Annotated in this window: 10 protein-coding genes; 1 reads left to right on the top strand and 9 read right to left on the bottom strand. The window is 39.5% G+C overall.

The genetic code is table 11. The features are described from left to right. Positions 1-34: 34 nt before the first annotated feature. The 9 genes from ND16A_RS14625 to ND16A_RS14665 all read right to left on the bottom strand — a co-directional run bounded on the left by ND16A_RS14625 (position 35) and on the right by ND16A_RS14665 (position 18,865). Complete coding sequence (locus ND16A_RS14625) at positions 35-1,228, bottom strand: FecR family protein (RefSeq protein ID WP_033076496.1); 1,194 nt, start codon at positions 1,226-1,228, stop codon at positions 35-37. Further along, the gene (locus tag ND16A_RS14630) at positions 1,225-1,833 is read right to left on the bottom strand and encodes an RNA polymerase sigma factor (RefSeq protein ID WP_033076495.1); all 609 of its coding nucleotides are present in this window, start codon (positions 1,831-1,833) and stop codon (positions 1,225-1,227) included. Before ND16A_RS14630 ends, ND16A_RS14625 begins: the two co-directional genes overlap by 4 nt. A 1,109-nt stretch (positions 1,834-2,942) precedes the next feature. After that, positions 2,943-5,777 carry a putative Ig domain-containing protein gene (locus tag ND16A_RS14635; protein ID WP_033076494.1) on the bottom strand — a complete coding sequence of 945 codons (2,835 nt, stop codon included), beginning with the start codon at positions 5,775-5,777 and terminating at the stop codon, positions 2,943-2,945. Positions 5,778-6,341: 564 nt separating this feature from the next. Beyond that, complete coding sequence (locus ND16A_RS14640; protein ID WP_052072872.1) at positions 6,342-7,931, bottom strand: arylsulfatase; 1,590 nt, start codon at positions 7,929-7,931, stop codon at positions 6,342-6,344. A gap of 82 nt (positions 7,932-8,013) precedes the next feature. After that, a complete protein-coding gene (locus ND16A_RS14645) occupies positions 8,014-11,184 on the bottom strand; it encodes a glycoside hydrolase family 2 TIM barrel-domain containing protein (protein ID WP_033076493.1) in 3,171 nt (1,056 codons plus the stop codon). 896 nt (positions 11,185-12,080) lie between these two features. Continuing rightward, positions 12,081-13,874, bottom strand: coding sequence for a hypothetical protein (locus tag ND16A_RS14650; protein ID WP_033076492.1), 1,794 nt, complete (start codon positions 13,872-13,874; stop codon positions 12,081-12,083). A 276-nt stretch (positions 13,875-14,150) separates the two neighbouring features. Then, positions 14,151-14,351 carry a hypothetical protein gene (locus ND16A_RS14655; RefSeq protein ID WP_152593798.1) on the bottom strand — a complete coding sequence of 67 codons (201 nt, stop codon included), beginning with the start codon at positions 14,349-14,351 and terminating at the stop codon, positions 14,151-14,153. Positions 14,352-15,943: 1,592 nt separating this feature from the next. Further along, the gene (locus tag ND16A_RS14660; RefSeq protein ID WP_033076489.1) at positions 15,944-17,221 is read right to left on the bottom strand and encodes a hypothetical protein; all 1,278 of its coding nucleotides are present in this window, start codon (positions 17,219-17,221) and stop codon (positions 15,944-15,946) included. A 285-nt stretch (positions 17,222-17,506) separates the two neighbouring features. Beyond that, the gene (locus ND16A_RS14665; protein WP_235281976.1) at positions 17,507-18,865 is read right to left on the bottom strand and encodes a sulfatase; all 1,359 of its coding nucleotides are present in this window, start codon (positions 18,863-18,865) and stop codon (positions 17,507-17,509) included. Positions 18,866-19,828: 963 nt separating this feature from the next. Between ND16A_RS14665 and ND16A_RS20950 the strand changes: the two genes are divergently transcribed. Next, the gene (locus tag ND16A_RS20950; RefSeq protein ID WP_033076487.1) at positions 19,829-22,840 is read left to right on the top strand and encodes a BACON domain-containing protein; all 3,012 of its coding nucleotides are present in this window, start codon (positions 19,829-19,831) and stop codon (positions 22,838-22,840) included. Positions 22,841-22,873 lie beyond the last annotated feature (33 nt).

Here is a 22,873-nt window from a genome sequence, read left to right as displayed (position 1 = left end):
CTCGTCATAGAGCCTACTATACTCGTAGTAATGACTAATTTGTAACTTCTTTAACCTTAAGTTGAATATGGTTGTTATTTAGTTTGTTCACCTTAATACCAAAACCTGATTCAAGCACATAGAACAATGTATCTGTTTCACCGACCTGAAATTGACCACCAATACGCAGTGATTTAAGTTGCGCGTCAACAATATCAATCTTTACTTCGGTATGGCGAGTAATTTCTTTGATCACTTCTTCAAGTGATTCGCCGGCAAAAACCAATTTCCCTTCTTTCCAAGAAAGGTGACGAGTGACTTCATTAGCGTCTAACTCCACAACATCACCTAGATTGTCAGTTAACGTGGGAATGCTAATGCGCTGACCTGCTGTTAGTTTACCTAAGGCTCTCTTAATGCCTGAGGTATTACCATCTGCTTCATCCAAGTTTCTTAATTCATTTAACAGCTGAGGATTATTAACACTGTTGGCAAGTGTAATTGCGCCATCATCTTCAGGAACAATCAGTAAATCCTTATTAATAACCGCTAATTCTACTGTGCCTTCGGTAACGATTATTTCAATACTGTCCTTGAGTTTATGTACGGTAAATGCAGTACCAATTGCTGTCACTAAACGATTGTCTGTATACACTTCAAATGGTCTGGTGGCATCTTTAGCAACTTCAAAATGCGCTTCACCAGTGATCAGATGAATTCTTCGGTGACCTTCACTGTAATCAACTTTAACTTTTGTACTGCTGTTAAGCCATAACAAAGAGCCATCAGCCATGGTATGGCTTGATTGTTGCCCCACGGTTGTCGCAAATACCAAAGGGGGATTACTTGATTGCAGCGAGTCGATGGAAAACCAAGTTAATGCACACACAATTGTCAATGAGAAGGCATATGCAGGGCGAAACAGCACAAAAGATCGTTTAGTGATCGCCATAATAAAAGAAAATAAAGCAATCAATGGCATAAATAAATTCGCGAAAAATAGTGCGATTTTCGATTGTTTTTTCATGCCTAGTGGTAACATCACTGATGAAAGCAAGTCCATTTCCCCCCAAGAGTTTGCCATATTAGTTAAACATTGTTTATGAACGTCACTAGTGGCAACCCAAACATTAAGCTCGTCTATCTGTTTTTGAGATAGTCTGGGTGTATCTTCAACGAGCAAGATCCATTCTGCTGCTTCTTGGTTAATTTTACTGGTATTAGTAAAACCTGAAACATTATCGTTCATAACGTTCTCCCATTCTCAGTTGGGGTCGATAAATCATGCTTAGTTGGGTAATTATGTTCTTCATTATATTTGATAACAGCTTCATTGTAGGTACACATCCCTTTGGTAATATAGTTACTCACTGTGGTGGTGGTTATATTCATACGCTTAGCAATATCTTTGGTCGAAAGGCCATAAACCTTTCGCATAACTACCGCTTGTCGACATTTATTTGGCAAGCCGGCGATCGCTTCGCACATAATACCTAACTTTTCCTGTGCCAAAGCATTGTGCTCAAGATCATCTATTTCCATGCATGAGTCAATCACATCGATGTCTTCTACATATTCGTTTAATTTAGTGGCTGATTTTCTAAAATCTGAAATAATGAGATTTTTTGCCACTCTAAACATAAACGACTTTGGCGTTTTAACTTCTTTTTCAAGTGAGGACTTATAAGTGCGAAGAAAGGTTTCTTGGCACACGTCATCAACGTCTTGCGGATTAACGAGATACCCTGCAATAAAATATTTTAATGATGATTGATAGCGTTTAAAAATATCTGTAACGCTGCCGCTAGATGTTTCTCTTGCGTCTTCATCTCGTTCATTGTTTTTTGAATTCACAATATAGTTAATCCTATTTTTTCAAAGGCCTGTGAACATTTTTAAGAAGAATATTTTATATCTTCGCTCTTCTTCAAACCCACCTTCAAACACCAGAAATTCTGGCTCTCAATATTAAGACGTTTACCCCCTTAAAAACTACTATAGTTATTTAAAATTATTTTGTATTCATAAATTTTCGCTACCGAAGCAACGCAGTAACTTCATAGTTCATTGATGGAGCTCGGTTCTTATCTATAAAATTTGTTGTTGTAAGTTAAAACTTTTTCTTTTTTAAACGGCAATAATCAGTTAACTGTAGCACCTAAAAAATGAGGTTCAAATGTGAAGAAACTAGCCATTAAATGCCTAGCAACTACAACTATAAGAGTTAGTGCCGCATTTACAGGACGAGGCAAAAAACATATGGAGCACGGCCATAGCTGGTTCAGGTTATAGAATGGCAATGAAGTTCAATTGAAAAGAAAATTTACTCAAGAAAAGCACAATACCAAGTTAAATAAATATTCAATTAGTTAAACTTTGTAAGTTAGGTTGTGTTCCAGTGCCTGATAATCCGTACTATTGCGCACTGAGCGCCACAAAATGGGCTAACAACTCTATGGCGCTTTGGTTCCCTTAGCGCCATAGGAGTATGAAACTTATGTCAGCTGTATGAGCGGATTGTGATCATAACTTTCTACACTCTGAGGTCAGCTTTATATCATACAACTGACAATCATTGTGATGATGGCTAGGCTTCCGCTAAGCGAAGTTTTCTGACATGACTGTTGATGCGACTTTCCTGACGTGAAGAATCTATAAAATCAGTTAACAAACTTGTCTGCTTGAAGATCCCTCAACTGACATTACTGTAGTAACGTCATGAATCAGATGGCCAAACTGACGACGCCCATAACTAGAAAAAGGCTTAGTAGGATAGATTTAATTTTAAACATAAAAGTACTTACACTTTGTTTTATTCGTTACTCTAATGACAAAGATAAATACTAAAACCATAAATATTGCTGAGTGAGCCATTTTGGACAAAATCAGGTTTCTTAAACAGGGGAACTTGACGTTCCCCTTGTTTCACTTTGCAGCTAACTATTTATTCCGTATTGCTGCTATTATTTTTGTTTTCTTCTTCGCAGTGACACTAAGCCTAACATGGCAAATAATACCGCGGAGAATGCCGCCCCTTCAGTTGCACTACTACCTGTTTCCTTAACGGTTACTGGCAATGTAGTCGTCATTTTAGCGCCTTTGGCATCCACTATTTCAACTGTGAAACTATTATAACCAACATCAACAGCATGAGGTTTTCCCGTAAGTTCACCGGCTGCGCTGATTGTTAACCAATTAGGGCCGGTTATTTTGGTAACCGTGTAGCTGTCACGTTCAGCATCAGTAATGAAATCTGCAAGCTCGGCTGAATAGGCTTTACCTTCGAACGCCTCTGCTAAGCCTTCAACTTTTTCTTCCTCCTTGTCCTCTTCATTCATGATAATGATCTTGGCAAGCACTGGTGCCATGTTTATCATAACGGATAAATTTACGGTTGCTTGTGCTGTTTGCGCTTTACTATCAGTAACACTAACATTTGCCACATAATCATCAGCAACAACGTCAATTAAATCTGCCGATAACGCTCCGGATGCATCAACCGTTAGCCAATCTGGACCACTTGCTTTGGCGAAGGTTAGCTCATCACCATCCGAGTCACTTGCCAAAGTGGCTAAATCTTCAGTGACTATGACACTGCTATTTTCATTAACCTCAATGGTTCCTAGATCAATAATATCTGTATCCCATTGTGGCGCTGCATTCGCTTCGGCTAAGACACCTGGATCTTCAATTGAACCATCCTCAGCATTATCAGCATCGTAAATACCGCCATCCAAAATGGTTAACTGTAAACAGTTTGAGCCTGGCGCTAAGCCGTCAACGTAGCTGACAGAGTTTGGTGCTGGACAATCGCCAAATTCATCTTTCGCTGCCGATGCAATTTCATTATCTCCGTCACTAACAAACTTTGTCCAACCTGCCCAAGGAGTGTATTTACGATATTCTGTTTTATTAGTGATGACTACATTATCAGCCAATGGATAAACAATACGAGCCACCCCTCCTGCCGATAAACCACTTATTTTAAAGTTAATCAAATCGGCTCCTGCTACTGGTAAATAGCCGGTATCTAATGTATTTGCATCACCACCTGCTGCGGTAATGTCAAGGTCGGCTTGGGTGATTGTCGCAGAATCTGCGCTAATGCCCTGGGCAGTAGTACTAACACTACCTAGCGATAAACTAAGGCCTGTAGTTGTATGTAGCTCGCCTGATGATATTGGCAAAAAAGTGGTATCGCTATTACTGTCTAAATAATCGACAATGCCATCACCATCAGAATCTTTATAGCCTTCATCTTTATCGAAAATACCATCCTTATCGGTATCAGTATCATCTGTCGGCAAGTCTGGAAGCTCACTAATTACCTTGATTGTTGTCACTAATGTTGTTGACAGCAAGTCAGTGGTATTGTCTTCCTCAGCAGTTATGCGTAAATCAAAATTGCCGGATAACAAATCGGGAGAGAAAACAAAACTGTTAGTTGCCTCTGACGGCACGTCTAACTCTACGCTGCTGTTTGTCCAGACTGTACTGTGAGTATCAGCTGGGTTAACATCATTAATAGTTGCATTAACGGTTACATCCCCTGCGGTAGCATCAATATAGTGAATAACGTCAGCATTATCAGCGGTTATCATTGCCAACACGGTACTGCTTTGCTTAAGTTCCAATCTAATGGTTGGTGCCACATTACCGGAAACTGCGCTAATGGTGGTGCTCTTGACAAGTGGTAATTGTGCGTTTATCGCTCCAGATAAAGTTAATACTCCAGTATCGCCGGTTAATGCTTCACCAAGAATACTAACATCAACATTTTGCGCTATTGCATCATCGAAGGTTAAGGAGCCGCCGCTGTCAATTACGGCATCGCCAGCAATGGTATAATCAAGTGTTACCGGGTAAGTAACAGCAGGACCAGTTAAACCCACGGATACAGCGGCAGTAGTACCTACAGCGATCGATTCATCACCAGATAAGGTTAATAGTGGGGTAATATTTACAGTAACATCTGTTTCTGCAACGTTACCGGCGGCATCGCTTGCTTTTAAGGTAACCGTTTGAATACCTGAGGATAAGTTGCTATCACCTTTAATCTTGGCAATAATGGGAGCGACATCCGTTTCATCAATAGCGGTGATATTCGCTGCACTGACAGCTGCACGAATATCGGTTAATGCACCGGTGGCGTTAATGTTAATATCGGCAATGTTAGCGTCAAATACTGGCGCGGTAGTATCGCTAGGGCCGTCATCTAGTTTTGTTGTTATTGTTAGCATCGGATGATACGCTGCAGTTGTCGCTTCCTTTGAGAAATACTTAGTCTGTGCGGAGTCGGCTGTAGCCAAACCGAAGAGAAAAGTACCATTAGCCGTGATAGCATTTTTAACATCAAAGTCGTGACTGGCGTTTACCGCGATTGGCCCACCAACAAGGGTAGCAATCACAGTTCCAGAATCCCATAGGGCGTCTAAGGGGTTATCATCAAAGGTAACCGCATTTTCGTCCCAAGCAACATTTTGGATAAGTCTAATAGATAGATTTTCTGCGCCAGCAGCACCGGCCTTTTTCACTGTTAATGTCAACATCGCGGTATCGACAACATGTCCAGCTGGAATATCCGCCACAACAAACTCTACAAAGGCATGCCTCCCACCATCGACACGAAAATTATCAGCACCACCGAAATTATTAGTTGGTTGGGCAGTATTTAGAAAACCATCTTGGCTAGGTTCAATCGGCGCAAGGTCATCCGCTAGTACCATCTGGCTGCAGCTTACTAAAATAGCACTCGCCACTAATGATTTGTAATATTTTTTTATTCCACTTCTCTTCATGATTTTTTCTGCCTTAATTAAATCCCAAATTTACTTACGACTAGCAGTCGTTCTAAAAACTAATCCTATTTATTAGTTACGCATTACCTAAGCAAATGAGGAATTAGCACTTCAAGTTTTATTTTTATTCGATTTACAGCTCCCTTATCTTCTCTAGGAGTAAATAAGCACGCTATAATTAACAGACACCTTCAATGTAAAGAAACCGTAAAGATAATTACAAACTTTGAATGATTTTAATTTAACGCGCTGATATTATTATGTTTTACTCCGTTAACATTAGAAGAGAATAGGCAGGTGAATTCGTACAAAAAACTTACTTCATTCGGAGGCCTAAAATCATGAACTAAGGTTTATAGGGGAATTTTTCTGAACCAGAAATTAGCTAGAAAGTTCACTGGGTCGAAGATAATTTACGATGCTAGAATTTTTATTAGTAAATTCCATACTCAGTAGCTTATCAGGATACCGTGATTGATATCCTGATAAATAGTTACATCGTTAATTGTTAATTGTTAATTGTTAATTGTTAATTGTTAATTGTTAATTGTTAATTGTTATAGGTTATTTTTTACCTTGATAAAAATCAAAATTCCATGAATCCATAAAAGAACGTTTTCGTGACGTTTTAAATAATTTTTTCGCTTGCGCTACAATTTTCGGGTTTTGTTTAGCAACATTATTCATTTCAAGCGGATCCGATTTTAAATTATAGACTTCTATTTTTGCTGCGCTTTTTTGCTTGGCAGCAAAAATCTTAACCACTTTCCAGTCACCATTTTGCTCATCGACGATACGAACTGCTTGTAAATGACTACCGTTCCAGTGATGGAATTCCCAATAAAGATTGTCGTGTTTTTCTTGCTTACCCTGATCAAGTAACGTAGGTAAGAAAGAAATACCATCTATATTTTTAGGTGCTTTCGTTCCTGCAATGTCAGCTAATGTTGGCATTAAATCCCAAAAAGCTGATACATGCTCAGAGGTACTGCCAGCTTTTACTTTATTTGGCCATCTAACTATGGTCGGCATACGAATGCCGCCTTCATACAAGTCTCGCTTATAGCCACGATTATTACCATTGCTATCAAAAAATTCCATATCAGCTCCGCCTTCTGGGCTAGGGCCATTATCACTAGAGAAAATGACTACAGTATTTTCATCTAAACCAAGCTTACTTAATTTAGTAAATACCTGACCTATTCCTTGATCAATATGAGAGATCATCGCAGCTCGTGCCGCCCTAGGACGAAATTGTGGCAAGTAGCCACCTTCAGTTTTTCCATCATAAGGCGTATCTTTGAAGTGTTTATATTTCGCTATTTCTTCATCAGGTGCTTGAAGGGCAGCATGCGGTGCAGCATAGGATAAATAAAGGAAAAAACGTTCGTTTTTATTGATTTCTATGTAGTTCAGGGCTTCGTTAGTCAGTCGTTCTTGAGCAAAATCAGGTCTTTTAAACTGCTCATAGGCGCTTTCATCCAACGGATCGGCATGCTTGGGAAATTTGGCATGAGGATTGACCCAAGTATTATTTAATGGAAATTTTTCTTCATTTTTCCATAAGTGAGTCGGATAGTGATTATGGGCCTGTTTTTGGTCAAGATAACCGAAAAAGTAATCAAAACCTTGCTTGGTTGGTACGCCGTAAGAGCCAGGTCCGCCCAGACCCCATTTGCCAATTAATGCTGTTTTATAACCTGCGCCTTGCATGACTTTACCAATTGTAGCCGTACCAGGGGTTAGCGGCATTTGACCGAATTCTGTAGCATCAGAATATCCACCTAATTCGTAATTGCCACGTATTTGGCCATGGCCTGAATGCTTTCCGGTAATCAGTGCCGCCCTTGAAGGAGCGCAAACGGGGTTACCTGCATAATGTTGCGTTAACATTAATCCTTCGTTGGCCATTTTCTGTAAGTTTGGGGTTTTAGTTTTACGCTGACCAAAGGGTTCAATATCACCATAACCCAGGTCATCGACTAAGATGTATATCACATTTGGCTTTTGCTTGGGCTCATACTGGTGAATGTGCTGAGACTGCGTGGCGTTAGCATTACTTGCCATCATCACTAAAGCTAGTGCGGATGACAGTCGAAAGCTACGCAATAGTCGATTTTCACTTATGCTTTCGGTAAAAGTAGTTTTTTTCATTGGTAATTTCTCTACTTGTAAAAATTATGATTGTCTAAGATGAAGAAGAGCGAACCAATAAATAGCAGTTCGCCCTGTTGTGCTATTTACTGGCTGCAAATGGCTTAATCGTGTACGAATACTTGTAGTCAAGCCATGGTAACGTATAGTCGAACAATGGTTTTGCCCCCCAACTATTGGTGCCACCAACACCACGTTGGCGGTAATCAATATTGACAAAAATTTTATCTTTCTTAGTCAAGTTATGAGGGTGCATTTCCCGACTGGTGACGTCATTTTTATTTGAATCATAGTCATCGGTTGAGTAGTATTGTGCACCAAAACCAAGCAAGGGTTCACCTTCAAACACAATACCGTTACCGTCTTCGTTATGAAAAGCCACATAACGCACATCAGTTCGAAAGCCATTCTCTTGTGGACGAACATAAGGAACATACAAGCCTTCTACTACATTGTTATATAAACCAACATGGGCAGAATCTTTTCTATCCCAATAGTTCTCGTGTGGACCACGACCAAACCAAGTGACATTACTAAACTGCTTGTCGAGTTGAAATAACGTGCCAATTCTCGGCAAACTTGATTGTCGTTTATGCGGTGCTGCATAAAAATATACATCCACTTTAATTTCACCGTTGCCAAAGATGTTATAGGTAGTGAAATATCGACTGCCGATTGACTTTAAGGCATGTTCAATTTCGACCTGGGTTTGATACTTAGACACTTTGGTAATAGACAAACTCGTTAGAGCCATATTTTTACCGGCTTTTTGCCATGCTGAAAATCCTGAGTTAAAGTCTTTAATCGGTAAATCATTATCCGTTGGCGCACGCCAAAAGCTAGGACGTGGCGACGCTTTAAGCAATTCTTTTTTATTGAAAATCAAAGAACTAAATAAACCTGTCTTTTTATCAATTTTCGCGCTGAAGTTGCTGCCTGAAAATTTAATCTCTGTAGATTTATCGAAAGTCGACAATGTTTTCTTTGATGCTTTTTTCGAACTAGCTTTCTGATAAGGAAATGTCAGTTGTGACCATGCGACCACGTGCTCAGAAGGTAATACACCATTGGCATGCTTATTTTTAACTTCCAAGTTAAGAAAGTACTCAACCCCTGATTTAAAATCTACTTGATAATCAAGCTGTACCAGCTCAGAACCTTGCGGATTAGCAGTTAACTTAATCGGCAGACCTTGTTTTATTATCACGCCGTTTGCCGTGATATTCCAAGATAAGCTTTTACCCTCTAAACTAATAAAAAAGTTTTTGTTGGTGATGTTTACTACGCCATTTTTGATATCTTGTGCTTCAAAGCCGACATTTTGATGGACTTTTTTCACTTCCCATAAATAGGGATAAGGTGTGCGGTCGGCATAAACCAGGCCATTGGCACTAAAACTCATCGAGGTATCGGTAGCAGCAGGTTCAAGGTCGCCGCCATAGGCCCAATATGGAGTACCCTCTAGAGTTTTCATCGCGAAAGTTTGATCCACCCAGTCCCAGATAAAGCCACCTTGCAGTGCATCGTACTTTTCAAACGTTTGCCAATACTCTTTAAAGTTACCAAGTGAATTCCCCATGGCATGTTCATATTCAATTAAAATTACAGGACGTGTTGGATCATGTTCAGCGGTTGCATAACGTTGAATAGCGGGAATTGTGCCGTACATTTGCCCATAAGCATCAGTATGTCTACGTAATTGCGCTTGTTCTGACATTACTGGAGTGTTTGGCTCTTTATTCTTTAACCAGTCGTAACTTACTTCTAAATTGATACCATCGCCAGACTCATTGCCCAAAGAACGAATAACAACTGATGGGTTATTTTTACTTCGTTCGTACATGTTTGAAATACGATCAATATAAGCTGCTTGCCAACTTTTCTTATTAACTAAATGATTAGCTGGATTATAACTGCCGCCTTGGTTTGCTGCACCAATACCGTGAGATTCAATGTTTGCTTCATCCATCACATACAAACCATATTTATCGGCTAAGTGGTATATATAAGGATCGCTTGGATAATGAGACATACGAATAGCATTGATGTTAAATTCTTTCATCATTTGTACATCTTTAAGCATAGACTCACGTGAGATAACATGCCCTGAAACTGGATCATGTTCGTGGCGATTCACCCCTTTGAAATATATGGCTTTACCATTAACTAAAATATTTCCATTTTTTAGTTCGGTCGATCTAAAACCAATCTTACGACCGATATGTTCAATCGCCTGGTCGTTACTATCAATTAAGGTTAATTGCAGATTATATAAACTTGGTGATTCAGCACTCCATAACCTAGGTGCATCTATTTTTTGGCTAAATGACACTTGCGTGTTTTTGTTACTGTCTACCCTAGCAACATCAAAAAGTTTTTCAAAAAGCTGATTATTGTTCTGATCTGACAAAATGACGTTTAGTCTGTACGAATTGGATGGTTTATTGCCCTTATTTTCAATAATCGCTTTAAACTCTAATAAACCATTGGTGTAGTTATCGGTCAGTGTTGTATAGGCATGGTAATCACGCACATGCACTTTAGGCGTAGTATATAAGTAGACATCGCGTTCGATACCACTTAGTCGCCACATATCCTGACACTCAAAATAAGATCCATCTGAATATCGATAAACCTCCAGCGCAACTTCATTTTCTCCCGCAGTAACGTATTGAGTAATATCAAATTCTGCTGCCGTTTTAGAGTCCTGAGAGTAACCTACTTTTTTACCATTTACCCAAATATAAAAAGCAGACTTTACCGCACCAAAATGAATATAAATCTGTCTACCATCCCACTCTTCAGGTATTGTGACTTTTTGTCGATAAGAACCGACTGGATTGTAATAAATAGGCATTTCTGGTGGTTTTGCTTTGGGTTTGAAGCAATGGTGAGCGTGATAAAAAGGTGTGCCGTAACCATTAATTTCCCAGTTTCCAGGCACTGAAATTTCGTCCCAGCGAGAGTCATCAAAACCTAACGCAAAGAAATTTTTAGGCTTTTTTAAAGGTGTTTCTACCCATTTGAACTTCCACTTGCCATTAAGTAATTGATGGTTTTCGCTTGACCAAGGCTCAAGTGAGTATATTTGTTCTGGGTTGGTATACGAATAGAAAAAACTTCTCGCGGGTTCTTTATTGATCCGGAATACTTCGGGATCACTCCACTCCTCTGCGTTGGTTGATATTGAAAATAATGAAGCAAATACGGCCAAATAAGCCGTAAATGTTAAGTGTCTGTACAAATTAAACATGAATTAATATACCTATGTAAAATGGAATTAATCGCCTCTCAACGAAAAAAAACAATGATATTATTAAAGACAACTTATGCTGCAAAAACCGTAAATTAAAAGGTTTCGATAAAAGTGGAGGAATAAATAAACGTTGGTATTGATGATCAAATAAAGGGCTCTGTTGGCTCTAAGTATTGTTGTGCAAACAAGACGAGTTCCCCATCCATAGGGCTTTACAAGCATCAGGATAATGTGCTCCTGCATTGTTTAATAAAAACTTAATACAAAAACAATAACTTTAGCTATTAACAATTGGCGTAAACAAAGCCTAAAAGATTTACCTATTTACCAAACAAAGCGTTGGTGTAAGCGAATTTAAAAAAAGCAGCAAGCGAAGGCTTACTGCTTTTAATCAATTAGAGTGAATATGACTTATTGCGTAGCAATGAGTTATCCAATATATACAAGTTAACAATAATACGATTGGTACCAGCTCAGCTACAACTTGCGGTGAAATTTAATCAAAGAAGATGACCTGTACATCCAAATAATCAAGATTTCTTGCCGCTGTTGTGTTATAAACATATCGAAACGAGCTACAAAATTGTCAAACCAGAAATCATCGAACTCAGTCATAATGGTTAGTGGACCAAAGTCGTCAAAAGCCTCTGTAATCCCGCTATTGTCATTTACTGAATCTTAAAGTTGAACAGATAAACGAAAAGCTTGATAAATCAAATTCTAAATCTAACCAAGTTATATCCGGGTTTGCATTGTTAACTATAACTTAGGTTAAAACCGTATCACCCAATAGGTATCTCAGCTGGTCATTTTCAGTATTAATGAGTTCTACATTGGCACTCCAAGCTATTTACAACGTTGATGATAATAGAATACATAGTTCAATATTATTTTCATTCGTTAACTCCACAATTTTCATTAGTACATAACCTTACTAAAGAGGGAATATCTAGGTGATCAGCTTGACCATCATTATTTAAATCATAGACAGAGTGTAAAGCGCCATTGAGACTGGCACGCAAGAAGGCTTGAATGTCCATAGCATCTATGTCGTGATCACCATCTAAGTCACCCAATACGCCAACCTCTGCATCTAGTGGTAAATAGTCAACAGCATCGTCAACGCCATCATTGTCATCATCTGTATCGGCGCTATTGCCAATACCATCGCCATCAGTATCAATTGATTCTGTTGAGTCTAAAGGAAAAGCGTCATCAGTATCAAGAACCGAGTCGCCATCATCATCAACATCTGCGTTGTTGCCAATACCATCACCATCGGTATCTAATGACTCAGTCGAATCAAAAGGGAAGGCGTCATTAGCATCAAGCACGTCATCATTGTCATCATCTTCATCAAAGAAGTTAGCGATACCGTCGTTATCAAAGTCCGGTAATGCCGAATCTTGTGGTAAAGGTATGTGGACACATTCAGTGCTTGGTTGCCCTTGTGTTGCTTGCACCGGCACATTTAATTGCAAATAAGAATTCGCCGGTACCGTCATTGTCCAACAAGATACATCGTCAAAGGAAATACCGGTTAACTCGCCTTCTACAGATTCTGTCCAGAGGGCTTGCTCACCACTACCAAGCGAAGAATAATCACCCTGCAAATTAATTGTGGTCACTTTTGCCGACGTATCACCATTGGTGATGTTAATCTTTAAATGGTCATTATCGATAAAGCTGACAGTTTTAATCGCTAAATCATCCGAGCTGGAGTCAACAACATTGCCTGTAGCGTTGCTGGTAAATTGCTTAGTGGCACTAAAACGATAGGCACGTTTGCCACCGTTATACCAAACCAGACGGTTGGCCGTTTGATAAATAAATACCCGTTCGGCACCACCACGGATCGCGGGAATCATATGTTCAATACCCGAGCGAGTATTCGTCATTTCGCTGCTGTCGACTTGATAACGAGTTGATTCGGTAAACCAAACCGGCGCTCCACTTGCGGCATCAGTTAAATCAGCCCAGGTGCTATCATAGTCTTCAGGTGCAATACGAATATCGTCGTAAAAATGAGATCCAACAACGTCTATTTGGTCAAGCAAATCGGGTGTTGCCTCTACCGAACGCTCTAAGCCCCAAAACTCCGCGCCAACACGCGAATAATTACTATGATCCATTTTATCCCATAATTTTCGATAGTCATCATTATCCGCTTGGTCTTCGTTGTACGGTCCTAAATAACTTACCGCTGCGTCATTCAGCTCCATGTTTTGCAAATAGGTATCGAGGTAAGTTGAGTAAAGTACAAAATTGAGTCTATAAATATTATTATTACAACCACTATTACATTTCAGATCATCCGAAAATTTAACCTCACCATGTAAGTTACCGTTTAGATCCCCGTCGCCATTAGCGACACTGGCAAACAATGTTAACCCTTTATCTTCTGCAATATCGGCAACTCGATATACGCGGTCGTAAAAAGGGTCTGTAATATCGCGCGTAGCGTAAATTGGCACCCGCACCATATCTATACCCATTTCGATGAATCGGTCCATAATTCTTCCGGTATTGCCCTCATCCACCCTCTTTAAAGTTAACTTTATATCAGCGCCAAACTTAACTTCTTGTTCAGCCTGACCTGGGAAAATACTAATCTCACTACTATTTGCCATGCCTACCACGCCGCTTAGCGCCAATGGAAGTAACATTAAAAAATTTTTTTTGTTCATCTTCAACCTCATCATATAATTTATTTAGTTTTCACTATTATGTATTTGAAGTCCTTTCAAAAAACTTGATTGTTTACGTACCTAGTCACGTACCAACGCCACACAAAAAACAATCAAATTCAGCACAATTAATAGACACATCAAATGCAAAAAAACCGTAAAAAAATATTTTCACGGTTTAAACTAATTAAAAAATGGTTAAGTTAACGGCGATGTAAATAACGTATTACTCATGCCTCTATCTGTAATATCTTTGTTTCAACGTCTACATCATATTCAGCATTTATTTGTTGAGGGGTCCATAATTCTTCCGGTATTGCCCTCATCCACCCTCTTTAAAGTTAACTTTATATCAGCGCCAAACTTAACTTCTTGTTCAGCCTGACCTGGGAAAATACTAATCTCACTACTATTTGCCATGCCTACCACGCCGCTTAGCGCCAATGGAAGTAACATTAAAAATTTTTTTTTGTTCATCTTCAACCTCATCATATAATTTATTTAGTTTTCACTATTATGTATTTGAAGTCCTTTCAAAAAACTTGATTGTTTACGTACCTAGTCACGTACCAACGCCACACAAAAAACAATCAAATTCAGCACAATTAATAGACACATCAAATGCAAAAAAACCGTAAAAAAATATTTTCACGGTTTAAACTAATTAAAAAATGGTTAAGTTAACGGCGATGTAAATAACGTATTACTCATGCCTCTATCTGTAATATCTTTGTTTCAACGTCTACATCATATTCAGCATTTATTTGTTGAGGGATTGGCGCATGAACTGACTTTTTCAGGCTTGGCCCTAGTCACTACCTCGGGTTAATCACCAATCCGGATTTGTACCTCCTAAGGCTTCTTTCAGACATCACAGTTAGCCAGTCCCCCCCTTGCCATTAAGATTTTCTCCCCCTTAGTCAGGTTGATACAAATTTCTTTCAACCTGCCGAGTTTGCCAGCTTTGCAGGACAAACATCGAGTAGGGTGAGGCTCATGCCTCATCCCTCTCACAGAACCGTACGTACGGACCTCGTATACGGCTCATGCATACTTCATATCACAAGTTCGTGGCACAATGATTGAGCTATTGTGCGTTGTATGGGCGTAATTTCATTCCATCATGGTGGTAACATTCATTGCAGGAAATGGCGTTCTAGCACTAGGGCAATCTACCAAATTTATCTACAATTACTTCCCATATACGAGCAGTTTCATCAAATTACGTTATTCCTAACGCATCAGCTCAACGTCTCCTGTTGATCAGACAGCTTGTGTATCCATGAAAAAAAAAATCTATTACTCATTACAATCTTAAAGCATGCTTCCCCCCTTCGCAGATAATATGGCTTTTGACACATATCACCTCCATCAAACTTATTGCTGATGGTCGGCTTGGTTTTCCCCTCCGCACCATTACTGGCTTTCATCGGCCTAGCCTTACTCACTACTACGGGTTCATCTGCCACCTCACACCCATATTATTCTTGAGTCACCTCTTGAATAATATGTCCAACTATTTAGCTTGGATACGATGCCAGGCTTCCCCAGTTATTGCACTGACTCCCTGATAGATATGCCACCCTCAAGCACAGCATAGGTCTGACTAAGTATTGGGCTTCGCGCTATTTCGGACGCTTACCCACCTATGTCGCCGAAACAGGTTACGGTTAGTTGTGTACATCTATCTTCCTATGGCTTCCTTCAGACCCCACCGTTGGCCAGTGACGCCCTTGCCATTCGGATTATCTTCCCCTCAGTCAGGGTGATATAGACTTCTTTCAGTCTGTCGGGTTTGCCAGCTTTGCTGGGCAAACAAAAAAGCAGCAAGCGAAGGCTTACTGCTTTTAATGATTGAGTTGAACTGTGATTGATTGTCTGGCAATGAGCAAACCAATATGAATATATGAGTTTACTGACACTGCCATAACTAACCAACTTGGTAAACCACACTAACTTAGTTGATGAATACGAAACTAATGTCAAACTAGATTCGTGTTTAGTCGTAATCAGATAGTCTTCATCAAACTCCGTGGCAACTATATCTATTTGCAGGAGTATCTATTCCATTATATTTGTTCACATGTCTGACTTGTTTGTCCTGATTGAACCGGAACATTTAATTGCAAATAAGAATTGGCCGGTATCGTCATTGTCCAACAAGAACCACCATTAAAGGTGATATTGGTTAACTCGCCTTCAACTGACTCTGTCCAAAGAGCTTGCTCACCACTACCAGACGCAGAATAATCACCTTCCAAATATATCGTGGTCACTTTTGCCGACGTATCACCATTAGTGATGTTAATCTTTAATTGGTTATTATCGATAAAGCTGACAGTTTTAATCGCTAAATCATCCGAGCTGGAGTCAACAACATTGCCTGTAGCGTTGCTGGTAAATTGTTTAGTGGCACTAAAACGATAAGCACGCTTGCCACCGTTATACCAAAACAGACGGTTTACTGTTTGATAAATAAATACTCGTTCAGCACCACCACGGATCGCGGGTATCATATGTTCAATACCCGAGCGAGTATTCGTCATTTCGCTGCTGTCGACTTGATAACGAGTTGATTCAGTGAACCAAACAGGCGCTCCACTAGCGGCATCAGTTAAATCAGCCCAGGTGCTATCATAGTCTTCTGGTGCAATACGAATATCATCGTAAAAATGAGATCCAACAACGTCTAATTGATCAAGCAAATCGGGGGTTGCCTCTACCGAACGTTCTAAGCCCCAGAACTCCGCGCCAACACGCGAATAATTACTATTATTCATTTTATCCCATAATTTTCGATAGTCATCGTTATCCGCTTGGTCTTCGTTGTACGGTCCTAAATAACTTACTGATGCGTCATTCAGCTCCATGTTTTGCAAATAGGTATCAAGGTAAGTTGAGTAAAGTCCAAAATTGAGTCTATAAATATTATTATTACAACCGCTAATACATTTCAGATCATCCGAAAATTTAACCTCACCATGCAAGTTACCATTTAGATCCCCGTCGCCATTAGCGACACTGGCAAACAATTTTAACCCTTTATCTTCTGCAATATCGGAAACTCGATATACACGGTCGTAAAAAGGGTCTGTAATATCGCGCGTAGCGTAAATTGGTACCCGCACCGTATCCATGCCCAATTCGACAAATCGATCCATAATTTTTTCGGTATTGCCCTCATCCACGCCTTTTAAAGTTAACTTTATATCGGCGCCAAACTTAACTTCTTGTTCAACCTGCCCGGGGAAAATGCTGATCTCGTTGCTATTTGCCATACCTGCCATGCCGCTTAGCAGCAGAGGAAGTAACATTATAATTGTTTTTTTATTCGCTTTTTTGTTCATGTTAACCCTTCTCATATAATTTATTGAATTTATTTAACTTTTGTATTTTCTTGTTATTTATAGAATTGAAGTCCTTTCCATAAACATTAATTGTTTACATACCGAGTTGTGTAGCAGAACCACCCCAAATTTGTTCAAAGGTTATTCGAACACGGTACAATTAACAGACACATCAAATACAAAAAAAACGTAAAAAAATATTTTTACGGTTTTAACTAATTAAAAAATGGTTAAGTTAACGGCGACGTAAATAGCGTATCACTCATGCCAATAATTCATCCCTGCTTAGCGCTTTTTAACTTTCTTTATTTTTCTCTGTAAAAGTTTTGTTGCAACGGCTAAATCATATTCACTATTGAGTTGTTGCGGTATTGGCGCATTAACTGACTTTCGCCACTCATTTAATTCAGCACTCATCTGCTGCAATACTTCAGGGTAGGCCGAAGCAAAATTAACATGTTCACCTAAGTCATTGCTTAAGTCATAAAGTTCATAACTATTATCTTCAAAATAATGGTGTAACTTCCACTTACCTTTTCTCATTGCAGAGCCTGGTCGTGTTCTAAATAATGGGTCTCGGCTTTGATCCGCTTTCATATCATATGCTTGTAAATACACCGGAAAGTGCCAAAATAACGACCTTTGAGGCAATGGCAATTCATTAAAAAGGTGCGCTGATAAATCAATACCATCTAACAGTGATGATTTTTTATCAGCCTTGATAATATTTTCAAATGTTGGAAAGAAATCCAAATTAATAACGGCTTCATCTGAGACACTTGGCTTAATTTTATTCGGCCATGACACTAATAACGGTACTCTAATGCCGCCTTCATAATAGCTTCCTTTACCTGCTCTTAGTGGATCTTGATAAGAAATAGAACGAATACCGCCATTATCTGAGGTAAATACCACTAGGGTATTTTCATATATGCCATTATCTTTTAATGACTGCATTATACGGCCAACGTTAGTATCCATAATTTCAACCATGGCCGCATAGGTAGCATGGGTTGCATTTCTAATACCTTTTTTACCAATATATCTTTGTTTAACTTCTTTGATAGCCTGAATTGGTGTATGTACGGTGTAATAAGGAAGATAAGTGAAAAAAGGTTTATCTTTAACTCTTGTTATCCAAGAGGTAACTTCAGTGGTCAGCCTATTGGTTAAGTATTCACCTTTGGGACCATTGCTTAATGAAGGTAAATCATAAGGACTGAAATACGTTTTTGGATGACCATTATGACCACCGCCAACATTATGATCAAACCCTTGCGTTTTAGGGTCTTCACCTAAATGCCACTTACCAAAATGTCCTGTCGTATAGCCATTGGCTTTAAACATTTCAGCCATGGTCATAATTTCATCTTTTAAAACCTTGGTATTTTTAGTCGGTACCAATTTTCTGGTTTTTATATGTCCTCGGTCAGAAGGTGAAACCGTGTAGATACCATGTCGAGGCGGATATTGTCCGCTCATTAGCACCGCTCTACTAGGAGCACAATTAGCCGCACCCGCGTATGCATTAGAGAATGACAAACTTCTGGCTGCTAGCCTATCGATATTAGGCGTGTTAAAAACATCACCATTTTTAATGCCATTATCTGCCCAGCCAAGATCGTCTACGACGATTAATACCACATTAGGCGGGGTATATTCCGCAGCGGCTTGAAGCTGAAAATTGAAACTAAAGAGCAAAAAGGTACTGGTTAAAAATTTGATGTGGTTCACTATTGAGGATCCTTGATATTAAAATACTACAATTAAGACACATTTGATGCTTGAACCCGTAAATTCTAATTTTATTGCCACAAATATTGTCCATAACTTACCAAGTAAAAACAAATTTAACTATTCGTTACGACTTTCTTATTCCCAACTGTCCTTTCCCTATGAAGATTAATCCCCGTTGAAATAACATGGCTTTATGACAAAACTCATTAAGTCTGTAATAAATAAAATGAACAGAACATCTAGAAGCAAACGGTTATCTCTTTAAAAGATTGCAATACCGGGTTCGAACCTTAATTCAGCATTTACATAGCCAAGGTAAGCTAATACCAGCGCAAGTAAAATCTTCGCACCCCCCTACAAAAGAGCTTTACGATACCTTGCTCGACCCAGAAGAAGTCAATAATTTATCAATACAGCCAGAGTTTTCCGGTACGTTAATGCTGATGCGAAATGAACTAATTCAGTGGCAAGTAAGAACAGGGGATGTGTGCTTAAAGCAATAAAGTATCGAATAGCTCAATTCTTGGGTTGTTTTTTTGAAAACCATTTCAAAGACGAAATAGAAAAACGAAGTCTAACTGTTGATACATAAAACCAAGATTATCTGGTTTGAAGGGATAACTTTTTAACCGAAATAGAACAACAACAATAATAATCGCTCAACTAGCATACTGTTATCACCCGTTCCATTAATGAATTGGTATTAGATCACCAACGCATTTCAATTGTCAATTATTTTACGGTTTCCTTACATTTAAGGTGTCTATTAACCGTATCGTGCTCTTTCAGTTACGCTACACAACAGAGTATCAAATGCCAAATTAAATAAATAACAAGGCAAATTCAATAAATTATATGTTTAGGGTCTACATGAACAAAAAAATATTTTTAATGTTACTTTCATTTTCGCTGACAGGAATGGCAAAGAGTAGCGAACTTGGCAGCTTAAAAGGCATAAAATGGCTACAACAATTACCTCCTAGAGGTGGTGAACATCACGGCCAGGTTTATAGCCGATTGACCCGCCCTGTCGATAGCAATGGTAATTACCTGTCATGGGATCGTTTAGCAACCCAGCTGAAGAAGAAAGGCGTAGAGGCTGTTGCTTTTCGTATTGACAGAGAAGACCGTTTTGTTGATGAGAACGACGATGGCAGTACCACTGATGAAATGGGGAATTATCACAGTGAACTGACTTTGATAACAGAAAAGCTAGAAGCCAGAGGCATCAAGGTTTTACTGTTTGCTAGGGTTTGGTTGTCGAATAAAACTGATGATTACGTCTTTTCGTTGCTTGACAGCTATTTAAGTACCCTTGATGTCACCGAACGCAATCGTATTGGTGGTATTGCATTAACGGAAATCCACTTATCCAATATTGCCGACCTTAAAACACGGGCACAAGGTATTCCTGCTAAATTTGCAACTGCCTATCCCAATTGGTTGAAACAGCGGATGTTTTTACTACCGGGTTTAGGCAATGGTTTTCATTTTTCCGGTATTAAAGAGAGTGATACCTTCCACAGTGAGATGAATGAGCTTGTTGGCGAATTTGCCTTTGTGGTTAAAACCATGAAATTAAAAGCATCGCAGGATACGACAGATATTTACAAAAATTTCTCGAAAAACATTTCGCAGGACAGTCGCACTATTGAACAGCGTGAAAAATTTATGCGCAACGATATGGCAATCGACGATTTAGTCGCCTATCAAGCTTCGGCTATCGACACTTTCCCTAACATGGCCAATATCGTCCATTGGGGCGACTCAGGTGACGCCATGACCAACTTACACCCTAAAGCAGTGCAAGCATTGCACAATATATTGACTGAAAACGGTGGTGAGCATAACAGAGGTACATTTATGTATCAGGGTGTCGGTGGCGATAATTTGGTCGACGATCCAACAGCTCCAAATGCACTGGAGCGAACCATTGCTAAATCCGTGATCTGGTATGATAAAGTAACCGACACACACAGCAAGCATGATCTTAAGTACGGACAATGGGAGAATGTTATTGGTTCTTATGACCAATGGAACTACTGGTTTTCAGACAATTACATGAACGTCGAAAATGCATATGTTAATCTTGGCGATGAAGAAACCTTCGATGATAATGGCCAAAGTTATTCACTTGATATCTTTTCTAACATTTATTGGCAAGTAACAGGCTTGCCAAGCTGGATTTCTGCAGACTTCGAACAAGGGTATGCCGACGCTAATATTAACCTAACGTTTGCGGAAAATACCAGCGATGAGGCCCGAACGGCCACGATATCTGTAAATGATCAGTTGTTTACCGTTAGTCAAACTGCTGGTAATTATGTTGTTGATATCAGTGACGATTTGCCTTTAAACCCTACAGAGTCAATAGATATCGAAAGCGCCAGTATTAGCATTTTCCCCAGCCTGGTTAAGCAACAAGTTAAGTTTGGCGCCGATATAAAGTTAACTTTAAAAGGAGTAGATGAGGGCAACACCGGAAAAATTTTCGATCGATTTATCGAAATTGGCATGGATATGGTGCGAGTACCTATCTATGCCAGCCGTTCACTTGACGATTCTTTTTATGAGCGCGTTTATCGAGTGGCAGACCAGGCAGAAGATAAGGGGTTAAAAATATTTGCTAGTGTTGCCAACCGCGATGGTGGTGATGGCAGTCCGGTATTGCATGGTGAAGATAAGTTTCATACATCGCTTAAGTGTAATTGTTCAGACAATATTTACGACTTAAGTTATGAGGCTTATTCTGGTTATTTGCATAGCTATATCGAAAATATGGCGCTAAACGATGCCAGAGTCGATTTTGTTGGGCCATTTAATGAAGACAGAGCTTTAACAAGCGACTATCAACAACTTTGGGATAAAATGGAGCATAGTAGCTTTTCTCGTGTTGGCGCCGAATTTTGGGGCTTAGAGCGCTCCATCAGCGATACGCCAAGCTTACGAGATCAACTAGATGTTATTGGCTCACATTTTTATGATGACATTCGCATTGAACCGAACGATTACGATAATAAATGGGGGGAGTTAACCTCTGCGGCGAACGGTAAGCCGGTATGGTTTACCGAGTCGACCCGCTTTAATGTATCTGAAAATGAAATGATAAACGCCCGTACAGGGATTGAACACTTTATTCCAGCAATTCGCAGTGGTGCTGAGCGCGTAGTGATTTATCAAGCCGCTAATCGCCTAGTCTGGTATAACGGTGGCAAACGTGCCTATCGTTTTAGTGCCACTAAGCAATTTACCAGCAACGCTACAGGCAATGTTGTTGACTCCAGCTCGGATGATTTAGCGATTAAAACTGTCAGCTTTATCGATAATGACCATTTAAAGATTAACATCACCAATGGTGATACGTCGGCAAAAGTGACCACAATTAATTTGCAGGGTGATTATTCTTCGCTTGGTAGTGGTGAGCAAGCCCTCTGGACAGAATCTGTAGAAGGCGAGTTAACCGGTATTTCCTTTGACGATGTATCTTGTTGGACAATGACGGTACCGGCGAATTCTTATTTGCAATTAAATGTGCCGGTGCAAGCAACACAAGGGCAACCAAGCACTGAATGTGTCCACATACCTTTACCACAAGATTCGGCATTACCGGACTTTGATAACGACGGTATCGCTAACTTCTTTGATGAAGATGATGACAATGATGACGTGCTTGATGCTAATGACGCCTTCCCTTTTGATTCGACAGAGTCATTAGATACTGATGGTGACGGTATTGGCAACAACGAAGATGTCGATGATGACGGTGATGGTATTATTGATGAAGATGACGCGTTCAATGAACCAGCCGAAAATGGTGGTTCAATGGGGTGTTTATTACTGTTATTGACTCTTACAACTGCAAGGTGGCGGTCATTTAAATAAGCTGAAGAGGTTGTAAATAGTTTTGTATAACTG

The sequence above is a fragment of the Thalassotalea sp. ND16A genome, assembly GCF_000764205.1.
In the GTDB taxonomy this organism is placed as follows: Bacteria; Pseudomonadota; Gammaproteobacteria; order Enterobacterales; family Alteromonadaceae; genus Thalassotalea_A.
This window is presented reverse-complemented; position numbering and strand designations above follow the sequence as displayed.

What these genes read in the sequence shown, in the direction of transcription:
- ND16A_RS14625 (WP_033076496.1), bottom strand. Translation starts at nt 1,228, where the DNA reads ATGAACGATAATGTTTCAGGTTTTACTAATACCAGTAAAATTAACCAA.
- ND16A_RS14635 (WP_033076494.1), bottom strand. Translation starts at nt 5,777, where the DNA reads ATGAAGAGAAGTGGAATAAAAAAATATTACAAATCATTAGTGGCGAGT.
- ND16A_RS14640 (WP_052072872.1), bottom strand. Translation starts at nt 7,931, where the DNA reads ATGAAAAAAACTACTTTTACCGAAAGCATAAGTGAAAATCGACTATTG.
- ND16A_RS14645 (WP_033076493.1), bottom strand. Translation starts at nt 11,184, where the DNA reads ATGTTTAATTTGTACAGACACTTAACATTTACGGCTTATTTGGCCGTA.
- ND16A_RS14650 (WP_033076492.1), bottom strand. Translation starts at nt 13,874, where the DNA reads ATGAACAAAAAAAATTTTTTAATGTTACTTCCATTGGCGCTAAGCGGC.
- ND16A_RS14655 (WP_152593798.1), bottom strand. Translation starts at nt 14,351, where the DNA reads ATGAACAAAAAAAAATTTTTAATGTTACTTCCATTGGCGCTAAGCGGC.
- ND16A_RS14660 (WP_033076489.1), bottom strand. Translation starts at nt 17,221, where the DNA reads ATGAACAAAAAAGCGAATAAAAAAACAATTATAATGTTACTTCCTCTG.
- ND16A_RS20950 (WP_033076487.1), top strand. Translation starts at nt 19,829, where the DNA reads ATGAACAAAAAAATATTTTTAATGTTACTTTCATTTTCGCTGACAGGA.